The following is a 15,108-nucleotide window of genomic DNA, read 5'->3' on the forward strand; positions in this document are numbered from 1 at the left end:
AGTTGAAAGAAGAAGGACTCGGGGGCGCTGCTCAGACAGCGCCTTCGGCGTGCAACGCAGCGATCTCTTCGCCGTCGAAGCCCAGTTCAACCAACAGCGCATCGGTGTGCTCGCCGATCGCCGGGACCGGATCCATGCGTGCCGCGAAGGCGCTGTTCGTGGCCGGAGGGCGCAGCGCGGGCACCGGACCCGCGGGCGTGTGCACCTCGGTCCAGCGCCCCCGCGCCTTCAGCTGCGGGTGCAGCCACAGGTCGGCCGCAGCGTTGACACGCGACTGCGCGATCTGCGCGCGTGCAAGCCGGGTTTCTACCTCGGTAGTGTCGAGCGACGCGAACACTTCGGCGATCCGTGCGTTTAGGGCCTCGCGGTTGTGCGATCGCAGCGTGTTGGTGATGAAACGCGGGTCCTCGGCCAACGCGGCATCCAGCAGCACCTCGGCGCAGAAGCGGTGCCACTCGCGCTCGTTCTGCACGCCCAGCATCAAGGTCTGCCCGTCGCCCACGCGCGTCGGGCCGTAAGGCGCGATGCTAGGGTGGGCGCCGCCGGTGCGCGCGGCGGCCGGCTGGCCGTCGAACGTGTAGTACATGGGGTTTCCCATCCACTCAGCAAGCGACTCGAACATCGCCACATCGATGTGCGAGCCCTGGTCGGTACGGGCGCGCAGCAGCAATGCCGACAGGACGCTGGAATAGGCGTACATACCCGCGCTCACATCGGCGGCCGAGAAGCCGGCACGCGCCATCGCGTCGCCGTTGCCGGTGGCCGACAGCAGTCCGGCCTCGGCCTGCACCATCAGGTCGTACGCCTTCTTGTCGCGGTAGGGGCCGTCAGCGCCGTAGCCCGAGATGTCGCACACGATCAGGCGTGGATGCGTGGCCTGCAGGGTTTCGAACGACATGCCCAGCCGCGCGGCCGCGCCCGGTGCCAGGTTCTGCACGACCACATCGGTGCGGGCCAGCAGCCGTTCGAGGATAGTCCGCGCACGGGGGTGCTTGATATCGAACGCCAGGCTTTCCTTGGATCGGTTGGCCCAGACGAAGTATGAAGACTGGCCCCTGACGCGCTGGTCGTAGTGGCGCGCGAAGTCGCCCACACCCGGTCGCTCGATCTTGATCACGCGCGCGCCCTGGTCGGCCAGGTGGCGCGTGCAGAGCGGCGCGGCCACGGCGTGTTCGAGTGCGAGCACGATGACGCCGTCGAGGGGGCGCAAGGGCATGTAAGTCTCCGGTTCTCTGGGTGGATGGCCGTCATCGTGCCGGCGCGGTGGGCGCGGCGCAATTCGCAATTGCTGAAGGGGGTGTTCGGAATCGGCATGACACCTCGCATGGCCGCAGAATGCACGTACTTCCGGCCACGCCTGCATCCATGCACTTCGACCTCTTTGACCTGCGCCTCTTCGTCTTCGTCGCGGAAGCATCCAGCCTGCGGCGCGGCGCCGAGCGGGCCTGCATATCTCTCGCTGCGGCCAGTGCGCGCATCAGGCAGCTCGAAGACGGCATCGGCAGCCAGCTGCTGTATCGCCACCCCCAGGGCGTAGCGCTCAGCCCCGCCGGAGAAGCATTGCTGCACCGCGCCCGGCTGGTATTGCAGCAAATTGACCACCTCAAGTGCGACCTGCGCGAGTACGGCGCGGGCATCAAGGGGCATGTGCGCATCCTCGCCAACACTACAGCGATCAGCAGCGCGTTGCCAGCCGCACTGGCGAGCTTCCTGGCTCGCCACCCTGATGTCGACATCCATCTGCGCGAACGCCTGAGCCAGCAGATCGTGATGGACATCCACGAGGCACGCGCCGACATCGGCATCGTGGCCGGCGACGTCGACACCCAGGGGCTGGACGTGTACGACTTCACAGGCGAAGACCTGGTGGTGGCCGTACCGCAGGGCCACGCTTTGGCGGCGCGGGCCAGGGTGAGTTTTACTGAAACGCTCGACGAGCACCATATCTCGCTCGCTGAGGAAAGCGCGCTTGCGAGCTTTCTTCCACCACTGGCCAAGGCCATCGGGCGCAGCCTGGAGTTCCGCATACAAGTAAGCAGCTTCGAGTCGATTTGCCAGCTGGTGGCCGCAGGCGTCGGCATCGGCATCATTCCGCGCTCGTCGGCGCAGCGGCATGCGCGAACCATGAAGCTGAAGGTGGTTGCCCTCAGTGATCTCTGGGCACGGCGCGAAAGCAAGGTCGTGAGCCGAGCAAACGCGACCATGCCCAAGCTCGCAACTGATCTCATTGCCCACCTGGCCAACTTCAACTTCGAAGAACGGCTCTTGTAGGGCATCGGCGCGCTTGCGGGTTAACACCCGGTACACGCGCGTTTGTCACTTTCTGCCAATGACCGCAAACGCTGCGGCCATGGTGCGTGCGGTTCTTGCGGCACAAACTGCCCGGCGGCGCGTCATGCGCCGCCTCTCAGAAAAGCAGGAGACAAACAACATGACTCAACGTGCCATTTCACGTCGCACCTTCGTGGCGGCCACGGGGGCGATAGGCCTCGGCGGCACCCACGCCATGGCGCAGGGGCCGGCCGATGCCTACCCCTCGCAGCTCATCCGCATGGTGGTGCCCTATCCGGCGGGCGGCGCCACCGACATTCTCGGTCGCATGATGGCTGTCAAGCTCGCGCAAGCGTGGGGACAGACGGTCATCGTCGACAACAGGCCGGGCGCATCGGGCACCATCGGCAACGACGTGGTGGCCAAGGCCACGCCCGACGGCTATACGGTACTGTTGGCGATCACCGCCATCGTCCAGGTGCCGGCGCTGATGCCGAAGCTGCCGTACGACGTGCTCAAGGACCTGCAACCGACGGCGCTGGTGGCCAGCACCAATTCGGTCCTGGTCGTGCCGAAAAGCACGCCCGCCAGAACGCTCCAAGAATTCGTTACGCTGGTGAAGGCATCGCCCGGCAAGTACAACTACGGCTCGTATGGCGTGGGCACGTCCTCGCACATCCAAGGATCGCTGCTGAACATGCAAGCCGGGCTCGACCTGGTCCACGTGCCCTACAAGGGCGCGGCGCCGCTGCTGCAGGACCTGCGCGGTAGCCAGCTCTCGGCAGCGCTGATCGACATGGCCACCGTGCGCCCGCACCTCGATTCGCTGACGGCGTTAGCCGTCACGGGCACGCAGCGAAACAAGCTGCTGCCCGACGTGCCGACCTTCGCGGAACTGAAGTTTCATTCGTTTGAGCCCGTGGGATGGTTCGGCCTGTTCTTGCCGGCGGGGGTGCCCCCACCCATCGCGAGGAAGTTGTCTGACGAGAGCAACCGCATCTTGCACATGCCCGATGTGATCGAGAAGATCGAGGGCCTGGGCATGGCACCGGGCGGCGTCGCCACCGACAAATTCGAGCGTACCGTGCGAGACGACGCGGCGGTGTACGCCAAGATCATCCGCGACGCCAACATCCGGCTCGATTGACTCGCTTCGACAACGCCGCCGCATCGCCCTTTCTCAGCGAAGCCCATGCCGCACATCGACGGCACCGATAGAAAAACTAGGAGACAGACATGAGCCATCCCACCCTTTCCTGCTCGCCGGCAAGCGCCGCGGCGGCCACCACCCTCTCGCGCCGTAACCTGCTGCGTAACACCGGCCTGCTCGGCGCAGCCGTTGCGGCCGCGCCCTTCGTACGCGCTTCGTCGTTTCCGACCAAACCCATCATGTTGATCGTGCCCTTCCCGCCCGGCGGCATGATGGACGCAGTGCTGCGATCGCTGGCCGAAGCTGCAGCGCGCGACCTCGGACAGCCCGTGGTGCTGATGCACCGCGCGGGTGCAGGCGGGGTGACCGGCGTAGCCGGCCTCACCACGATGGGCGACGCCGACGGCTACACGCTGGGCGTGATGCACAACTCGGTGATCCGCTGGCCACATATGACAAAGGTTGATTGGGACCCACGCACCGACTTCACCTACGTGATGGGTCTGGCTAACCTCACCACCGGCATCGCGGTGGCTGCCGACGCGCCATGGAAGAGCTTGGCCGAACTACTGGCGGATGCCAAAGCACGCCCAGGTGCGATTAGTTGGGGCAACATCGGCGCAATCAGCGCCAACCGCATCTATGGCGAGCGGCTGGGACGAGCAGCCGGCGCCAAATTCAACTTTATCCCGTTCAAGGGCGGCAGCGAACAACTCACTGCGGTGGTCGGCCGTCACCTCGACGTGTATGGCGACCCTGGCTTCGGAGCCATGGCGCTGGGCGGCAAGATCCGGCTGCTGGCCACCTTCACCGAGCAACGCCTGCCGCGCTGGCCACAGGTACCCACTGTGCGTGAGGCGGGCTACGACCTGGTGGTGCAATCCCCCTTCGGGCTGGTGGCGCCCCGGAAGATGCCGCCTGGCGTGCTCGAACGGCTGCAGTCGGCCTTCATGAAGGCGGCCAGCGATCCCAACTACATCCGCACTCGCAACGATTTCGACCTGGAGCCCTGGGTGGTCGATTCGAACACTTACCGCCAGTACGCGGTGAAACAATTCACACAAGAGAAGGTGATGCTCGATGAGATCGGCTTCAAGCCCGAATGAGCGGGCCATGAGAGGTTTCATCACACGCCGCGCCGGTCTGGGCCTCCTCGCCGGCCTGCTGTCCGCCTCGCTAGCCTTCTCGCAAGGCGCTGAGAACTTCCCGAGCAAGCCGATCCGTATCATCGTGCCCTTTAATGCGGGCGGGACGACGGACGTGCTAGCGCGCTCCATCGGGCAGAAGCTTGCCGAAGCCTGGGGCCAGCCAGTGATCGTCGAGAACCGCCCCGGTGCCGCAGGCTGGCAGGGCATCGTGGCCATGGGCCATTCGCCGGCCGACGGCCACACCATCGGCCTGACGATCTCCAACATCATCTACGCGAAGTCGCTGTACGCCAGTCTGCCCTTCGACATGGAGAAGGACTTCGCGCCTGTTTCGATGATCTCCCGCTCGCCGGTAGCGCTGGTGGTGCTAGCGAGCTTTCCAGCCAATGACCTCAAGGGCTTCGTGGCGCAGATGCGCGCCAACCCCGGCAAGCACAGTTACGCGTCGTTCGGGCAGGGCACCACGGCCCATATCTTTGGCGAGACGCTCAAGCTCGACAACCACATCGACCTGGTGCACGTGGCCTACAAGGGCGCCGCGCCGGCTGTGAACGACCTACTGGGCGGCCAAGTGACGGCGGCTTTCCTCGACACCGGCACTGTGTTGCCGCTGCTGCAAGCAGGCAAGGTGAAAGTCCTGGCGCTCAGCGGCACGCAGCGGCTGAGCGGTGCCCCCACGCTACCCACCTTTCTCGAGCAAGGCGCGAAGGGCTTTGAGCCTGTGGGTTTCTTCATGGTACTGGCGCCGGCCAGCACCCCGCTTGAGGTGGTGAACAAGCTCTCGGGTGGCATCGCCAAGGCGGTGAACTCCACGGACCTCAAACGCCGCATCCTAGACATGGGCCAGGACGTGGCCGGCAGTACGGCGCAGGAACTGGCCGCAGCCATTCGCGCCGACGCAGCGCTATTCGACCGCACCATCAAGCTGTCACACATCAAGATCGACTAAAACGGAATGGCCCCAATGCAAGCACCCTACGCCGGCATCCGGATCGTCGACCTGTCCGCCGTCGTTTCGGGGCCGATGGCCGCCGGGCTGCTCGCAGACCAGGGCGCCGACGTCATCAAGGTGGAGACGCCCAAGGGCGATCTCACGCGGTTGATCGGCCCGGCCAAGAACGGCCTGTCGACGCTGTTCGTCGCGATCAACCGGGGCAAGCGCTCGATCGTGCTCGACCTGAAACAGGCCGAGGGCGCGCTTGTGCTGCGCGACCTGGTCGCGAGCGCAGACGTGCTGATCGAGAACTTCCGCCCCGGCGCACTGGCGCGACTGGGCTTCTCCTACGAGGCCGTGGCAACCTACAACCCAGGCATCGTCTATACGTCGATCTCGGGCTTTGGCCAGACCGGTCCTCACGCCGGCTACCGTGTATACGACCCGGTGATCCAGGCCGTATCGGGCTTCGCAGACTCTCACCCGAACCCCGACACCGGCGAGCCGCAATTGCTGCAGACCCTGCTGTGCGACAAGATCACCGCGCTCACCGCCGCGCAGGCCATTGGTGCCGCGCTGCATGCGCGCCAGCAAAGCGGCAAAGGGCAGAAGGTCGAGCTGTCGATGCTCGACGCGGCGTTGTCCTTCCTTTGGCCAGAGGCGCTGTACAACCATTCGCTGGTGGACCCCAACGCTGCCCCAGTGGTGCCGGAGTTCGGCGCCAACCAGAAGCTATGGCGCGCACGCGACGGTTGGTTCGCCATGATCACGCCCCAGGACGACGAGTTCGCGGCCATGTGCCGGGTGCTCGACCTGGCATCGCTGATCCGCGATGAGCGCTTCGTCTCGATCCCTCTGCGCCGACTGAACCAGCCCGCCTTGCGCGCCATCGTCGAGCCGCTGGTGGCGGTGCAGGACGTCGACGCCCTCGTGGCCCGCCTCGGCGCGGCCGGCGTACCGGTTGGTAAGGTGAACCACAAGCACCAACTGGCCGCCGATGCGCAGGTGATCGCCAACGGAGCCCTGCAGGAGACTGAGCAGCCGGGATTGGGCCAGGTGCGCTTGCCTCGCGCCGCGGCACGTTTCCCCGCCGTGCCACTGGGCCCCGCACCCACTGCACCTCGCCCGGGCGAACACAGCCGCGCCATACTGCGCGAGCTTGGGCGCAATGACGCACAGATCGATGCGCTGCTGGCCAGTGGCGCGGTGCACGCGTTGGCGGAGGCTGCATGAACGCATCACCCGCCGGAAGCCTCGACTTCTACTTCGACTTCATCTCGCCGTACGGCTACTTCGCCTCGCAGCAGATCGAAGCGCTGGCCGCACGGCACTGCCGCACGGTGCGCTGGCATGCGTTCCACATGCGCGCCGTGACGCGCGATGTGCTGGGCATGCAGCAGGCCCTGGTCGATGTGCCGCTCAAGGGAGACTACGTGCGGCATGACGTGCGCCGAATGGCACGCTACTTCGGCATTCCCTATGCACCCGCGCCGACGGCAGGCTTCTCGAGTGTGAACGCGAGCCGCGTGCTGTGCCTGCTGGCCGAGCGCGATGCCGCGGCGGTCGCCCCGTATGTGCACGCGGTGTTCCGCAGCCAGCATGCGATCGGCGAATCGCCCAACACCTGGGCACAATGCGCGGCCTTGGCGGTCGAGGCCGGTGCCGATGCTCGGTGGCTTTTGGCACCCGAGCAGGAAGCGCGCGGGCGACTGCTCTTCACCGAGGCCACCGAGGCCGCGGTCGCGCTCGGCGTCTGGGGCACGCCGAGCTTTGTGGTCGACCAGGAGATGTTCTGGGGCTGCGACCGCCTGCCTCAGCTCGACGACTGGCTGCGGCGCGGCGGCTACTGAATCATACGAAAGCGACGGGTTCGGCCACAAGCCGGTTGCGCGCCTGCGCTTGCTTTAGCGCCAGGGTCGCCTGGCGGTACTCGATGGCCATGCGGTCGATGCGCACCGCGACCGGATCGACCGCGTCAATCAAGCCGATGCCCTGGCCGCAACCCCAGATGTCCTTCCACGGCTTGCGCGTGCTGCCGAAGTTCATCGCCGAGGGATCGCTCACCGGCAGCGCGTCGGGATCCATCCCGGCTGCGCGGATAGAGGGCTTGAGGTAGTTGCCGTGCACGCCGGTGAACAGGTTCGAGTAGACGATGTCGTCGCTGTCGCTGTCCACGATCATGCGTTTGTAGGCCGCATCGGCGCGCGCCTCCTCGGTCGCGATGAAGGCCGAGCCGATGTACGCCAGGTCTGCACCCAGCGCCTGCGCTGCCAGAATCGCCTGCCCGCTTGCGATCGCACCCGACAGCGCCAGCGGGCCGTCGAACCATTGACGAATTTCCTGCACTAGCGCAAACGGGCTCTTCACCCCCGCATGGCCGCCGGCACCGGCCGCCACAGCCACCAGGCCGTCTGCGCCTTTCTCGATCGCCTTGCGCGCGAAGGCGTTGTTGATCACGTCGTGCAGAACCACGCCGCCCCAGGCGTGCACGCCCTGGTTGATCTCGGCGCGCGCGCCGAGCGAGGTGATCACCAGCGGCACCTTGTAGCGCTCACAGGCCTGCATGTCGTGATCGAGTCGGTCGTTGCTGCGATGCACGATCTGGTTGATGGCAAACGGCGCCGCGGGCGCTTCGGGATGGGCGCGATCGTGTGCGGCCAGCGTCTCGGTGATCTCGGCCAGCCAGTCGTCGAGCAGCGTGGCTGGGCGCGCATTGAGCGCCGGCATCGAGCCGACGATGCCGGCTTTGCACTGCGCGATCACGAGCGCCGGCGCACTGATGATGAAGAGCGGCGAGGCAATCACCGGCAGGCGAAGCTTCTGGAGGCAGAAGGGGAGTGCCATGGCGTGATCCTCAGACCGGGTCCCAGCTGAACACATCGCCGGAGCGGTCGAGCGCGAAGTACTGCGCCTTAAGTGCCGGCAGCGCATGGCTGGCCACCATTTCTGGCGTCCAGCCTTCGGAGCGATGCACCGAGCGGATCGGGCGCGGCTGGCTGATCAGGAAGATCTCGTTGTTACGCACAGCGAAGATCTGACCGTTGGTGTCGGCCGCCGCATCGCTCGTCAGGCACACGGCCAGCGGCGCGATCTTCGCCGGCGTCATCTGCTTCATACGCGCCACGCGCTGCTGCTCCGCCGGTGTCTCGGTGGGGATCGAGCCGATCATTCGACTCCACGCAAAGGGCGCGATGCAGTTGGAGCGCACGTTGAACTTCTGCATGTCAAGCGCGATGGACTTCGACAACGCGGCCACACCCAGCTTCGCCGCCGCGTAGTTGGCCTGTCCGAAGTTGCCGATCAGCCCCGAGGTCGAGGTCATGTGCACGAATACGCCCGACTGCTGCGCCTTGAAGTGCGGAGCGGCGGCGCGGCTGGTGTAGTAGCTGCCGTACAGGTGAACCTTGATCACGGCGTCCCATTCTTCATCGCCCATCTTATGGAAGAAGCGGTCGCGCAGGATGCCCGCGTTGTTAACCACACCATCGATTCGGCCGAAGTGGTCGAGCGCGCTGGCGATGATGCGTGCTGCCGAGGCCGACGTTGACACGCTGTCAGTGTTGGCCACGGCCTGGCCGCCAGCCACGCGAATCTCATCGACGACGCGCTGCGCCGGGCCGGCGTCCGAGCCCTCACCGGCTACCGACGCGCCGATGTCATTCACCACGACAAGGGCGCCGGCCTGGGCCATGGCCAGCGCGATATCCCGGCCGATTCCGCCGCCGGCGCCCGTTACGACTATCACCTTGTCAGCCAACATTGGCTTTTCGTTCATTGTGTTGCTCCTGTAGCTCTGTCTGTTTCGTTGATCAGAATGAAATCAAGCGGCAGGCCACTGGAAACGCGCGGGGCGTTTCTGCAAGAAGTCCTGCACGGAGTCGCGGTGCGCGGGCGTGCCCATGGCCAGCGACTGAGCGCTCGCTTCGAGTTCAAGCTGCGTCGTGATGTCGCCACTCGATGCCACAGCGCGCTTGATTAGCGCCACTGCCACCGGAGATGCGCCCACAAAACTCGCCGCAACCGCCCGCGCGCGCGCCTGCAACTGCTCGGGCGGCTGCAGCTCGGCCACCAGGCCCAAGCGCAGCGCCTCGTCGGCGCTGACCTCGCGCGCCGACAACATCAGTTCCTTGGCGCGCTGCGGGCCGACGATGCGCGGCAAGGTGTAGAAGATGCCAAAGTCGGGCACCAGGCCGATCTTGAGGAAGGACACGCACATGCGCGTGCGCGGGGTGCCGATCACGTAGTCGGCCACCAGCGCCAAGCCGAAGCCCGCGCCGTAGGTCGCGCCGTCGATGGCGGAGATCACCGGACGGTCGAGCGCGATGAGGTCCTGCAGCCACCCGTGCACGCCGTGTAGGCGCGCATGCCAGCCCTCGTTGTCTAGCCCCGCGCCTGCGATGTTGCGCAGATCGCCGCCCGAACAGAAGTGGCCGCCCGCGCCTGTCAGCACCACAGCTCGGATGTCGCTGCGGCGCTTGATGTCGGCAATGGCGTCGGCCAGCGCGTCGCGCAGGTCTGGGCTCAGTGCGTTGCGGGTGGCGGGGTTGTCGAGCGTCAGCGTCGCGACCTGTTCGGCTACCTCGTATCGAAGGGGGGTGTGCATGTCTTCTTTCTCCGTTATGTCTTGAGTGCCGTACCGAGGTCGCGCCCGCCGTGCAGCGAGCTGCCGCCGTCCACGGGAATCACTGCACCGGTGACGAATGAAGCCAGCGGCGAGCTGAGCACCATCGCCATGTCGGCAACCTCGGCGGTGGTGCCGAAGCGTCTGAGCGGGATCGACGCGGCCATGGCCTCGAGCGCGCCGTCGCCGGGCGCGAGGCGACGCACGCCCTCGGTGTTGCCGATGGGGCCCGGCACGATCGAGTTCACGCGGATGCCGTCGGGACCCCATTCCATCGCCAGCACGCGGGTCAGCATGTCGAGCCCGGCCTTTGCCGCGCACACATGGGCCTGGTAAGCCGTGGGGTTGATGGCTTGGGGAGCGGAAATGTTGATGACCGAGGCGCCCGGACGGCGCAGGTGCGCATGCGCGGCACGCAGCACGTTGAACCCGCCCACCAGATCGATGTCGACCACGGTGCGGAAGCCCTTACTCGACATGCCAAGCGCTGGTGCCACGAAGTTGCCCGCCGCGCCGGACACGAGCACGTCGATGATGCCGAAGCGTTCGCACGCGGCCCCCAGGGCGGCGTCGATGGCTTCGTAATCGCGCACGTCGGCGCTGTAGCCTTCGGCACCATGGCCGTGGGCACGTAGTTGCGCCAAGGCACCGGCCACGCGCTCGGCCGATCGGCTCGCGATGGACACGCGCGCACCCCGTCGCGCGAAGGCTTCGGCGATCGCCAGGTTGATGCCGCTGCTGCCGCCGGCCACGAATACATGGCGGCCGCTAAAGTCGAGGAGGTCGGTGGAGAGAGTTTGCATGTCTTGTCCTGCAATGAATCTGAGAAGGGCTCAGCGGTGATCCAAGTAGCGGAATGAACCGATGCTGCGTGCCACCACGCGGCCCTCGGCGTCGGTGACGCAGGCCTGACACTGCACCACGCTGCCGTCGGCGTCGACGCTCAGCACCTCGCCGTCGGCCGTCAGCCGGCCATGACCTGGTTGAAGGTAGCTGGTGTTCAGGTTGAGCGTGACTGCCGTTTTCCTGAAGTTGACGCGAGAGACCGCTGCGCTGGCCATGACCACGTCGACCAGCGTGGCGACGACTCCGCCGTGCATCGAGTGCGTCGGGTTCAGCAGTTCAGGCCGCATGTCGACCACTAGCCGGGCGCGTCCATCGCGGGAGAACTCGCGACGCACGCCTAGCAGTGCCATGAAGGGCAATGCAGCAAAGGCCTCGGCGCTGAACGAGGGTGCCTGCATCAGGCTCCGGCCTCGGCCACCCGCTCAGCGCAACGGCGTGCATGCTCGGCGCGCAACGTGGTCTTGAGCACCTTTCCGGCGGCCGACAACGGCAGCGCATCGATCCGCCGCAGGCTGCGCGGGCACTTGTAGCCGGCCAGCTGCGTGCGGCACCAGGCAACGAGCGTCTCGAACACCACGGCTTCCTCTGCGCTCGCCAGCGCTGCGTCGGCGTGCAGCACCACTTCTGCGTGCACCGATTCGCCCCAGCGCGCATCGGCCACGCCGATTACGGCTGCATCGACCACCGACGGATGGCTGCGCAACGCGGCTTCAACCTCGCCCGAGTAGACGTTCTCGCCGCCGGTGATGATCATGTCCTTGAGCCGGTCGGCAATGAAGAGGTAGCCGTCGGCATCCATGCGCGCACCGTCGCCGGTGTGGAACCAGCCTTGGCGCAATGCCTGCGCGCTGACCTCGGGCAGGTTCCAGTAGCCGCGCGTGACCATCGGTCCGCGCACCACCAGTTCGCCGACTTCACCGCGCGGACAGTCCTCGCCGCGCTCGTCGACGATGCGGATTTCTGCTCCGAGACCGGCTCGCCCCACCGAGCGCAGCAGACCGCGTGCAATGGCTTCGGGTCGGTGATTAACAGGCAAGTTGATGCAAACCGCGCCGGCCGTCTCGGTCAGGCCGTAGGCTTGGAAGAACTCCGCATGCGGCCAGGCCGCCAGCGCGCGGTCAAGCAAGTCGGGCGGCATAGGCGCCGCACCGAAGGCAATGCGGGTGAGACTGCGCGCGCGCGCGGGCAAGAAACCGGGCGCATCGAGCAGCGCCTGCAGCATTGTGGGCACAACGATGATGTCAGAGATGCGGTGCCGCTCGACGGCATCGAGCACAGCGTCGGCACGAAACTGCGGCAGCGTGATGCAGGTGCCTCCCACGATGCTCTGGCCGACGAAGCGGCCCAGCCCAGCCACATGAAACAGAGGGGCTACCAGAAGCGACACGCTGTCGGGTGCATTGTTAAGCTCTGCGCCGCGCGTCATCGACGCGCTCCAGAAGTTCATGTGCGAGAGCATCACGCCCTTAGAACGGCCGGTGGTGCCGCCGGTATAGAGGATCGCAGCCAGCGCGTCGCCGCCGGCACGCACGTCTTCGAGCGGCACCCGATCAAGGGCCTCGGCAGCCAGCGTGTCGGCGCCGGCCACAGTGACGATATCGGCCAGCTCGGCCGCGGTGGTCGCGAAGGCAGGATCGGCCACCAGCAGGGGTGCGCCGCAGTCCGAAATGGCATGGCGCAGCTCGGGCACGCTCCAACGAACGTTCATCGGGCAGGCGATGGCACCGAGCCACCAGCAGGCGAGCATTGTGATGACGATCTCATCGTTGTTCGGCGCAAGGATGGCCACGCGGTCGCCGTGCGAAATGCCATGCGTCTGCAACACGGCGGCGCGCCGACCGACCTCATCTGCTAGCCGGGCAAAGCTCCAGCTGCGCTCGTCTTCGGGAGCCAGATGGCACAGGGCGATCTTTTCGGGGTGGCGCTGCAGCGAGCGGTGCAGACCTTGGGTGAGATACATCGTTTGTCTCCGACGTGGGTTGTTGTCTGTCTCGGGGAATGGGCAGGCTAGCGCGGCGCCCGGTAGCGGAAGGTGCCCATGGCCTTGGCCACCACCTCGCCGCTGTCGTCGACCACTTCCGCCTCGCAGAAACACACCGAGCGGCCGCCGCCAGTGGCACGCCCAGTGGCTCGCAACCGGCCCGACGCCGGCCGCATGAAACCGATGTGCATATCGATGGTGACGACCTCGCGTGCGAAGTCAATGCGGCTCAGCGCGGCATTGGCCATGGCGCTGTCGAGCAGCGTCATCACCACGCCGCCGTGGCCGGCACCGTGGTTGTTCAGCAACTCGGCGTGCAAGTCGAGCGCCACCACCGCGACGCCCTGGCCCACGGTCTCGCGGCGCATGCCAAGCAGGCCGAGGAAGGGCACGTGGCGACCGGAGCCCGAGGCCGGCAACGTAGGTTCGGCCGGCGCAGGCGTCGCAACGGCAGTCGCGCATTCTTCCTGAATGGCGCGCCAGAGCACCTTGCCGGTGCTCGACTTGGGAAGCGCAGTGCGGAACTCTATGCGGCGCGGCACCTTGTAAGCTGCCATGCGTTCCCGACACCAGACCTCGAGTTGCATGGCATCGAGCATGGCGTCGGGGCGGCATACCACCACCGCGCGCACTGACTCGCCCTGGCGAGCATCGGGTGCCGCCACGACGCAGGCTTCGTGCAGGGCCGGGTGCTGGTACAACAGGCTTTCGATCTCGGCCGGCCACACCTTGAAACCGCTTACGTTGATCATCCGCTTAAGCCGGTCGCGCATGAAGAAGTAGCCCTCATCGTCCATCACGGCGAGGTCGCCAGTGCGGAAGAAGCGCCGGCCATCGCGTTTGAAGAAGGCCGCGGCATCGGCCACGTCGTCGCGCCAATAGCCTCGCATGAGCTGCGGCGCGCTCGTCACCAGCTCGCCGGTCTGGCCGGGCGGAAGCTCGCGCAAGGTTTCGGGATCGACGATGCGCGAATCGACCCCGAAGGCCGGAATTCCCAGGCACTGACGCTTGCCCCGGCCCAGCGGATTGCAATGCAGGAACGACGCGGTTTCGGTCAGGCCGTAGCCTTCGATGTAGCTCAGGCCAAAGCGGGCCTTGAGCATCACGGCCACAGCCTCGGGCATGGCAGCGCCGCCGCCGTTCAGGATCTCGAGACTTGACAGGTCGCGCCATTGCGCCTCGGGATGCGCGAAGAAGTCGTTGAGCATCGCCGGCGGCGCTGCCCAGGCACTCACGCGCGAGCGCTCGATCAGCCGGGCGGCCGTGGCCGCATCCCAGCGCGGCATCAACACGACAGTGGCACCCACGGCCATCGGCATGAGCAGCGCGTTCTGCATGCCCAGAAGGTGGAACAACGGCGCCACGCCCAGCACCACCGAGTCCGCATGTAGCCCGCGCCAGCGCACCGCCGACAGGGTCGAGGCCAGTAGCGTCGCGTGCGTATGCATGCACCCCTTGGGCCGCCCGGTGGTGCCCGAGGTGTAAGGCAGCACGCAGAGGTCGTCGACGTCGATGGCCGGCACCGACGGCGACAGCCGCGTCGCTAGGGCGTCGGCCCAACCGACCATGCGCGGATGGTCGAGCTGCAGGCGCGGTACGGACACGGCGTCGAGCAGGGGCAGGATGCTGTCGCGGCCATCATCTCCATCGGCCCCGAGCGCATCGGCGTAGCAGTGCACCACCGCATACCGCAACCGGCCGTCGTCGAGCGCAGCCTGCACTGCGGGCAACAGCTCCTGCGCCAGCATCGCCACACGTGCGCCGCTGTCGGCGATGAAATGGTCCATTTCCAAAGCGGTGGACATCACGTTCACCGGCACCACCACGGCACCGCTACGCACGATGGCATGGAAGGCGATGGTGAACTGCGGGCAGTTTTGGCTCAGTAGCAACACACGGTCGCCGGGGCGGACTTCGGCCTGGCCCTGCAGATGAGCTGCAAGCGCATCGGCATCGGCGCGCAGCTGCGCAAAGGAGGTCGCCTGGCCGAAGAAAAGCAGTGCGGCCTTGTCGGAGTGGCGTTCGGCCGCCGCATCGAGCACGTCGCAAAGCGTGCTGCGCGGCATGTCGATTTCTTGCGGCAGCCCGGCCGGCCAAGCCGCGGCCCAGGGCGCTGAAGATGAGACGGGTGTAGCGGACGTCATGAAGGTACCACCT

General features: G+C 66.5%; 14 protein-coding genes. 6 read left to right on the forward strand and 8 right to left on the reverse strand.

Annotation, left to right across the window (positions count from 1 at the left end; genetic code table 11):
- Positions 1-31: 31 nt before the first annotated feature.
- Positions 32-1,216: a CaiB/BaiF CoA-transferase family protein gene (locus A9977_RS28245; protein ID WP_183028135.1), complete on the reverse strand. Its 1,185-nt coding sequence runs from the start codon at positions 1,214-1,216 to the stop codon at positions 32-34.
- A 149-nt stretch (positions 1,217-1,365) separates the two neighbouring features.
- Here A9977_RS28245 and A9977_RS28250 point away from each other — a divergent pair, with 149 nt between their 5' ends.
- From A9977_RS28250 to A9977_RS28275, 6 genes are all read left to right on the forward strand, one after another.
- Positions 1,366-2,271: a LysR substrate-binding domain-containing protein gene (locus A9977_RS28250; RefSeq protein WP_183028136.1), complete on the forward strand. Its 906-nt coding sequence runs from the start codon at positions 1,366-1,368 to the stop codon at positions 2,269-2,271.
- A 58-nt stretch (positions 2,272-2,329) separates the two neighbouring features.
- Entirely contained in the window at positions 2,330-3,418 is a 1,089-nt protein-coding gene (locus A9977_RS28255; protein ID WP_310936213.1) for a tripartite tricarboxylate transporter substrate binding protein, read from the forward strand.
- 89 nt (positions 3,419-3,507) lie between these two features.
- On the forward strand, positions 3,508-4,527 hold the full coding sequence (locus A9977_RS28260) for a tripartite tricarboxylate transporter substrate binding protein (RefSeq protein ID WP_183028138.1): 1,020 nt from the start codon (positions 3,508-3,510) through the stop codon (positions 4,525-4,527).
- 7 nt (positions 4,528-4,534) lie between these two features.
- Positions 4,535-5,518: a tripartite tricarboxylate transporter substrate binding protein gene (locus A9977_RS28265; protein ID WP_183028139.1), complete on the forward strand. Its 984-nt coding sequence runs from the start codon at positions 4,535-4,537 to the stop codon at positions 5,516-5,518.
- A gap of 15 nt (positions 5,519-5,533) precedes the next feature.
- Positions 5,534-6,736, forward strand: coding sequence for a CaiB/BaiF CoA-transferase family protein (locus tag A9977_RS28270; protein ID WP_183028140.1), 1,203 nt, complete (start codon positions 5,534-5,536; stop codon positions 6,734-6,736).
- Complete coding sequence (locus A9977_RS28275) at positions 6,733-7,353, forward strand: 2-hydroxychromene-2-carboxylate isomerase (RefSeq protein ID WP_183028141.1); 621 nt, start codon at positions 6,733-6,735, stop codon at positions 7,351-7,353. The genes A9977_RS28270 and A9977_RS28275 overlap by 4 nt, the downstream gene beginning before the upstream one ends.
- 1 nt (position 7,354) lies before the next feature.
- Here the strand turns inward: A9977_RS28275 and A9977_RS28280 are convergent, their stop codons facing one another.
- From A9977_RS28280 to A9977_RS28310, 7 genes are read right to left on the reverse strand one after another with little or no spacing between them, the layout of a single operon-like run.
- Positions 7,355-8,347 (reverse strand): nitronate monooxygenase family protein, encoded by a 993-nt coding sequence (locus A9977_RS28280; protein WP_183028142.1) that lies wholly within the window; start codon positions 8,345-8,347, stop codon positions 7,355-7,357.
- 10 nt (positions 8,348-8,357) lie between these two features.
- Positions 8,358-9,263 (reverse strand): SDR family NAD(P)-dependent oxidoreductase, encoded by a 906-nt coding sequence (locus A9977_RS28285; RefSeq protein ID WP_405054713.1) that lies wholly within the window; start codon positions 9,261-9,263, stop codon positions 8,358-8,360.
- 60 nt (positions 9,264-9,323) lie between these two features.
- Positions 9,324-10,106, reverse strand: a complete 783-nt coding sequence (locus A9977_RS28290) for an enoyl-CoA hydratase/isomerase family protein (protein ID WP_183028144.1) — start codon at positions 10,104-10,106, stop codon at positions 9,324-9,326.
- Between the two features lie 14 nt (positions 10,107-10,120).
- On the reverse strand, positions 10,121-10,927 hold the full coding sequence (locus A9977_RS28295) for an SDR family oxidoreductase (RefSeq protein WP_183028145.1): 807 nt from the start codon (positions 10,925-10,927) through the stop codon (positions 10,121-10,123).
- A gap of 30 nt (positions 10,928-10,957) precedes the next feature.
- The gene (locus A9977_RS28300) at positions 10,958-11,368 is read right to left on the reverse strand and encodes a PaaI family thioesterase (RefSeq protein WP_183028146.1); all 411 of its coding nucleotides are present in this window, start codon (positions 11,366-11,368) and stop codon (positions 10,958-10,960) included.
- Positions 11,368-12,930 (reverse strand): class I adenylate-forming enzyme family protein, encoded by a 1,563-nt coding sequence (locus A9977_RS28305; RefSeq protein ID WP_183028147.1) that lies wholly within the window; start codon positions 12,928-12,930, stop codon positions 11,368-11,370. The genes A9977_RS28300 and A9977_RS28305 overlap by 1 nt, the downstream gene beginning before the upstream one ends.
- Before the next feature lie 47 nt (positions 12,931-12,977).
- Entirely contained in the window at positions 12,978-15,095 is a 2,118-nt protein-coding gene (locus A9977_RS28310) for a long-chain-fatty-acid--CoA ligase (RefSeq protein ID WP_183028148.1), read from the reverse strand.
- Positions 15,096-15,108 lie beyond the last annotated feature (13 nt).

Source organism: Variovorax sp. UMC13 (assembly GCF_014170375.1).
Lineage (GTDB): Bacteria > Pseudomonadota > Gammaproteobacteria > Burkholderiales > Burkholderiaceae_C > Variovorax.

What these genes read in the sequence shown, in the direction of transcription:
- A9977_RS28245 (WP_183028135.1), bottom strand. Translation starts at nt 1,216, where the DNA reads ATGCCCTTGCGCCCCCTCGACGGCGTCATCGTGCTCGCACTCGAACAC.
- A9977_RS28250 (WP_183028136.1), top strand. Translation starts at nt 1,366, where the DNA reads ATGCACTTCGACCTCTTTGACCTGCGCCTCTTCGTCTTCGTCGCGGAA.
- A9977_RS28255 (WP_310936213.1), top strand. Translation starts at nt 2,330, where the DNA reads ATGACCGCAAACGCTGCGGCCATGGTGCGTGCGGTTCTTGCGGCACAA.
- A9977_RS28260 (WP_183028138.1), top strand. Translation starts at nt 3,508, where the DNA reads ATGAGCCATCCCACCCTTTCCTGCTCGCCGGCAAGCGCCGCGGCGGCC.
- A9977_RS28265 (WP_183028139.1), top strand. Translation starts at nt 4,535, where the DNA reads ATGAGAGGTTTCATCACACGCCGCGCCGGTCTGGGCCTCCTCGCCGGC.
- A9977_RS28270 (WP_183028140.1), top strand. Translation starts at nt 5,534, where the DNA reads ATGCAAGCACCCTACGCCGGCATCCGGATCGTCGACCTGTCCGCCGTC.
- A9977_RS28275 (WP_183028141.1), top strand. Translation starts at nt 6,733, where the DNA reads ATGAACGCATCACCCGCCGGAAGCCTCGACTTCTACTTCGACTTCATC.
- A9977_RS28280 (WP_183028142.1), bottom strand. Translation starts at nt 8,347, where the DNA reads ATGGCACTCCCCTTCTGCCTCCAGAAGCTTCGCCTGCCGGTGATTGCC.
- A9977_RS28285 (WP_405054713.1), bottom strand. Translation starts at nt 9,263, where the DNA reads ATGTTGGCTGACAAGGTGATAGTCGTAACGGGCGCCGGCGGCGGAATC.
- A9977_RS28290 (WP_183028144.1), bottom strand. Translation starts at nt 10,106, where the DNA reads ATGCACACCCCCCTTCGATACGAGGTAGCCGAACAGGTCGCGACGCTG.
- A9977_RS28295 (WP_183028145.1), bottom strand. Translation starts at nt 10,927, where the DNA reads ATGCAAACTCTCTCCACCGACCTCCTCGACTTTAGCGGCCGCCATGTA.
- A9977_RS28300 (WP_183028146.1), bottom strand. Translation starts at nt 11,368, where the DNA reads ATGCAGGCACCCTCGTTCAGCGCCGAGGCCTTTGCTGCATTGCCCTTC.
- A9977_RS28305 (WP_183028147.1), bottom strand. Translation starts at nt 12,930, where the DNA reads ATGTATCTCACCCAAGGTCTGCACCGCTCGCTGCAGCGCCACCCCGAA.
- A9977_RS28310 (WP_183028148.1), bottom strand. Translation starts at nt 15,095, where the DNA reads ATGACGTCCGCTACACCCGTCTCATCTTCAGCGCCCTGGGCCGCGGCT.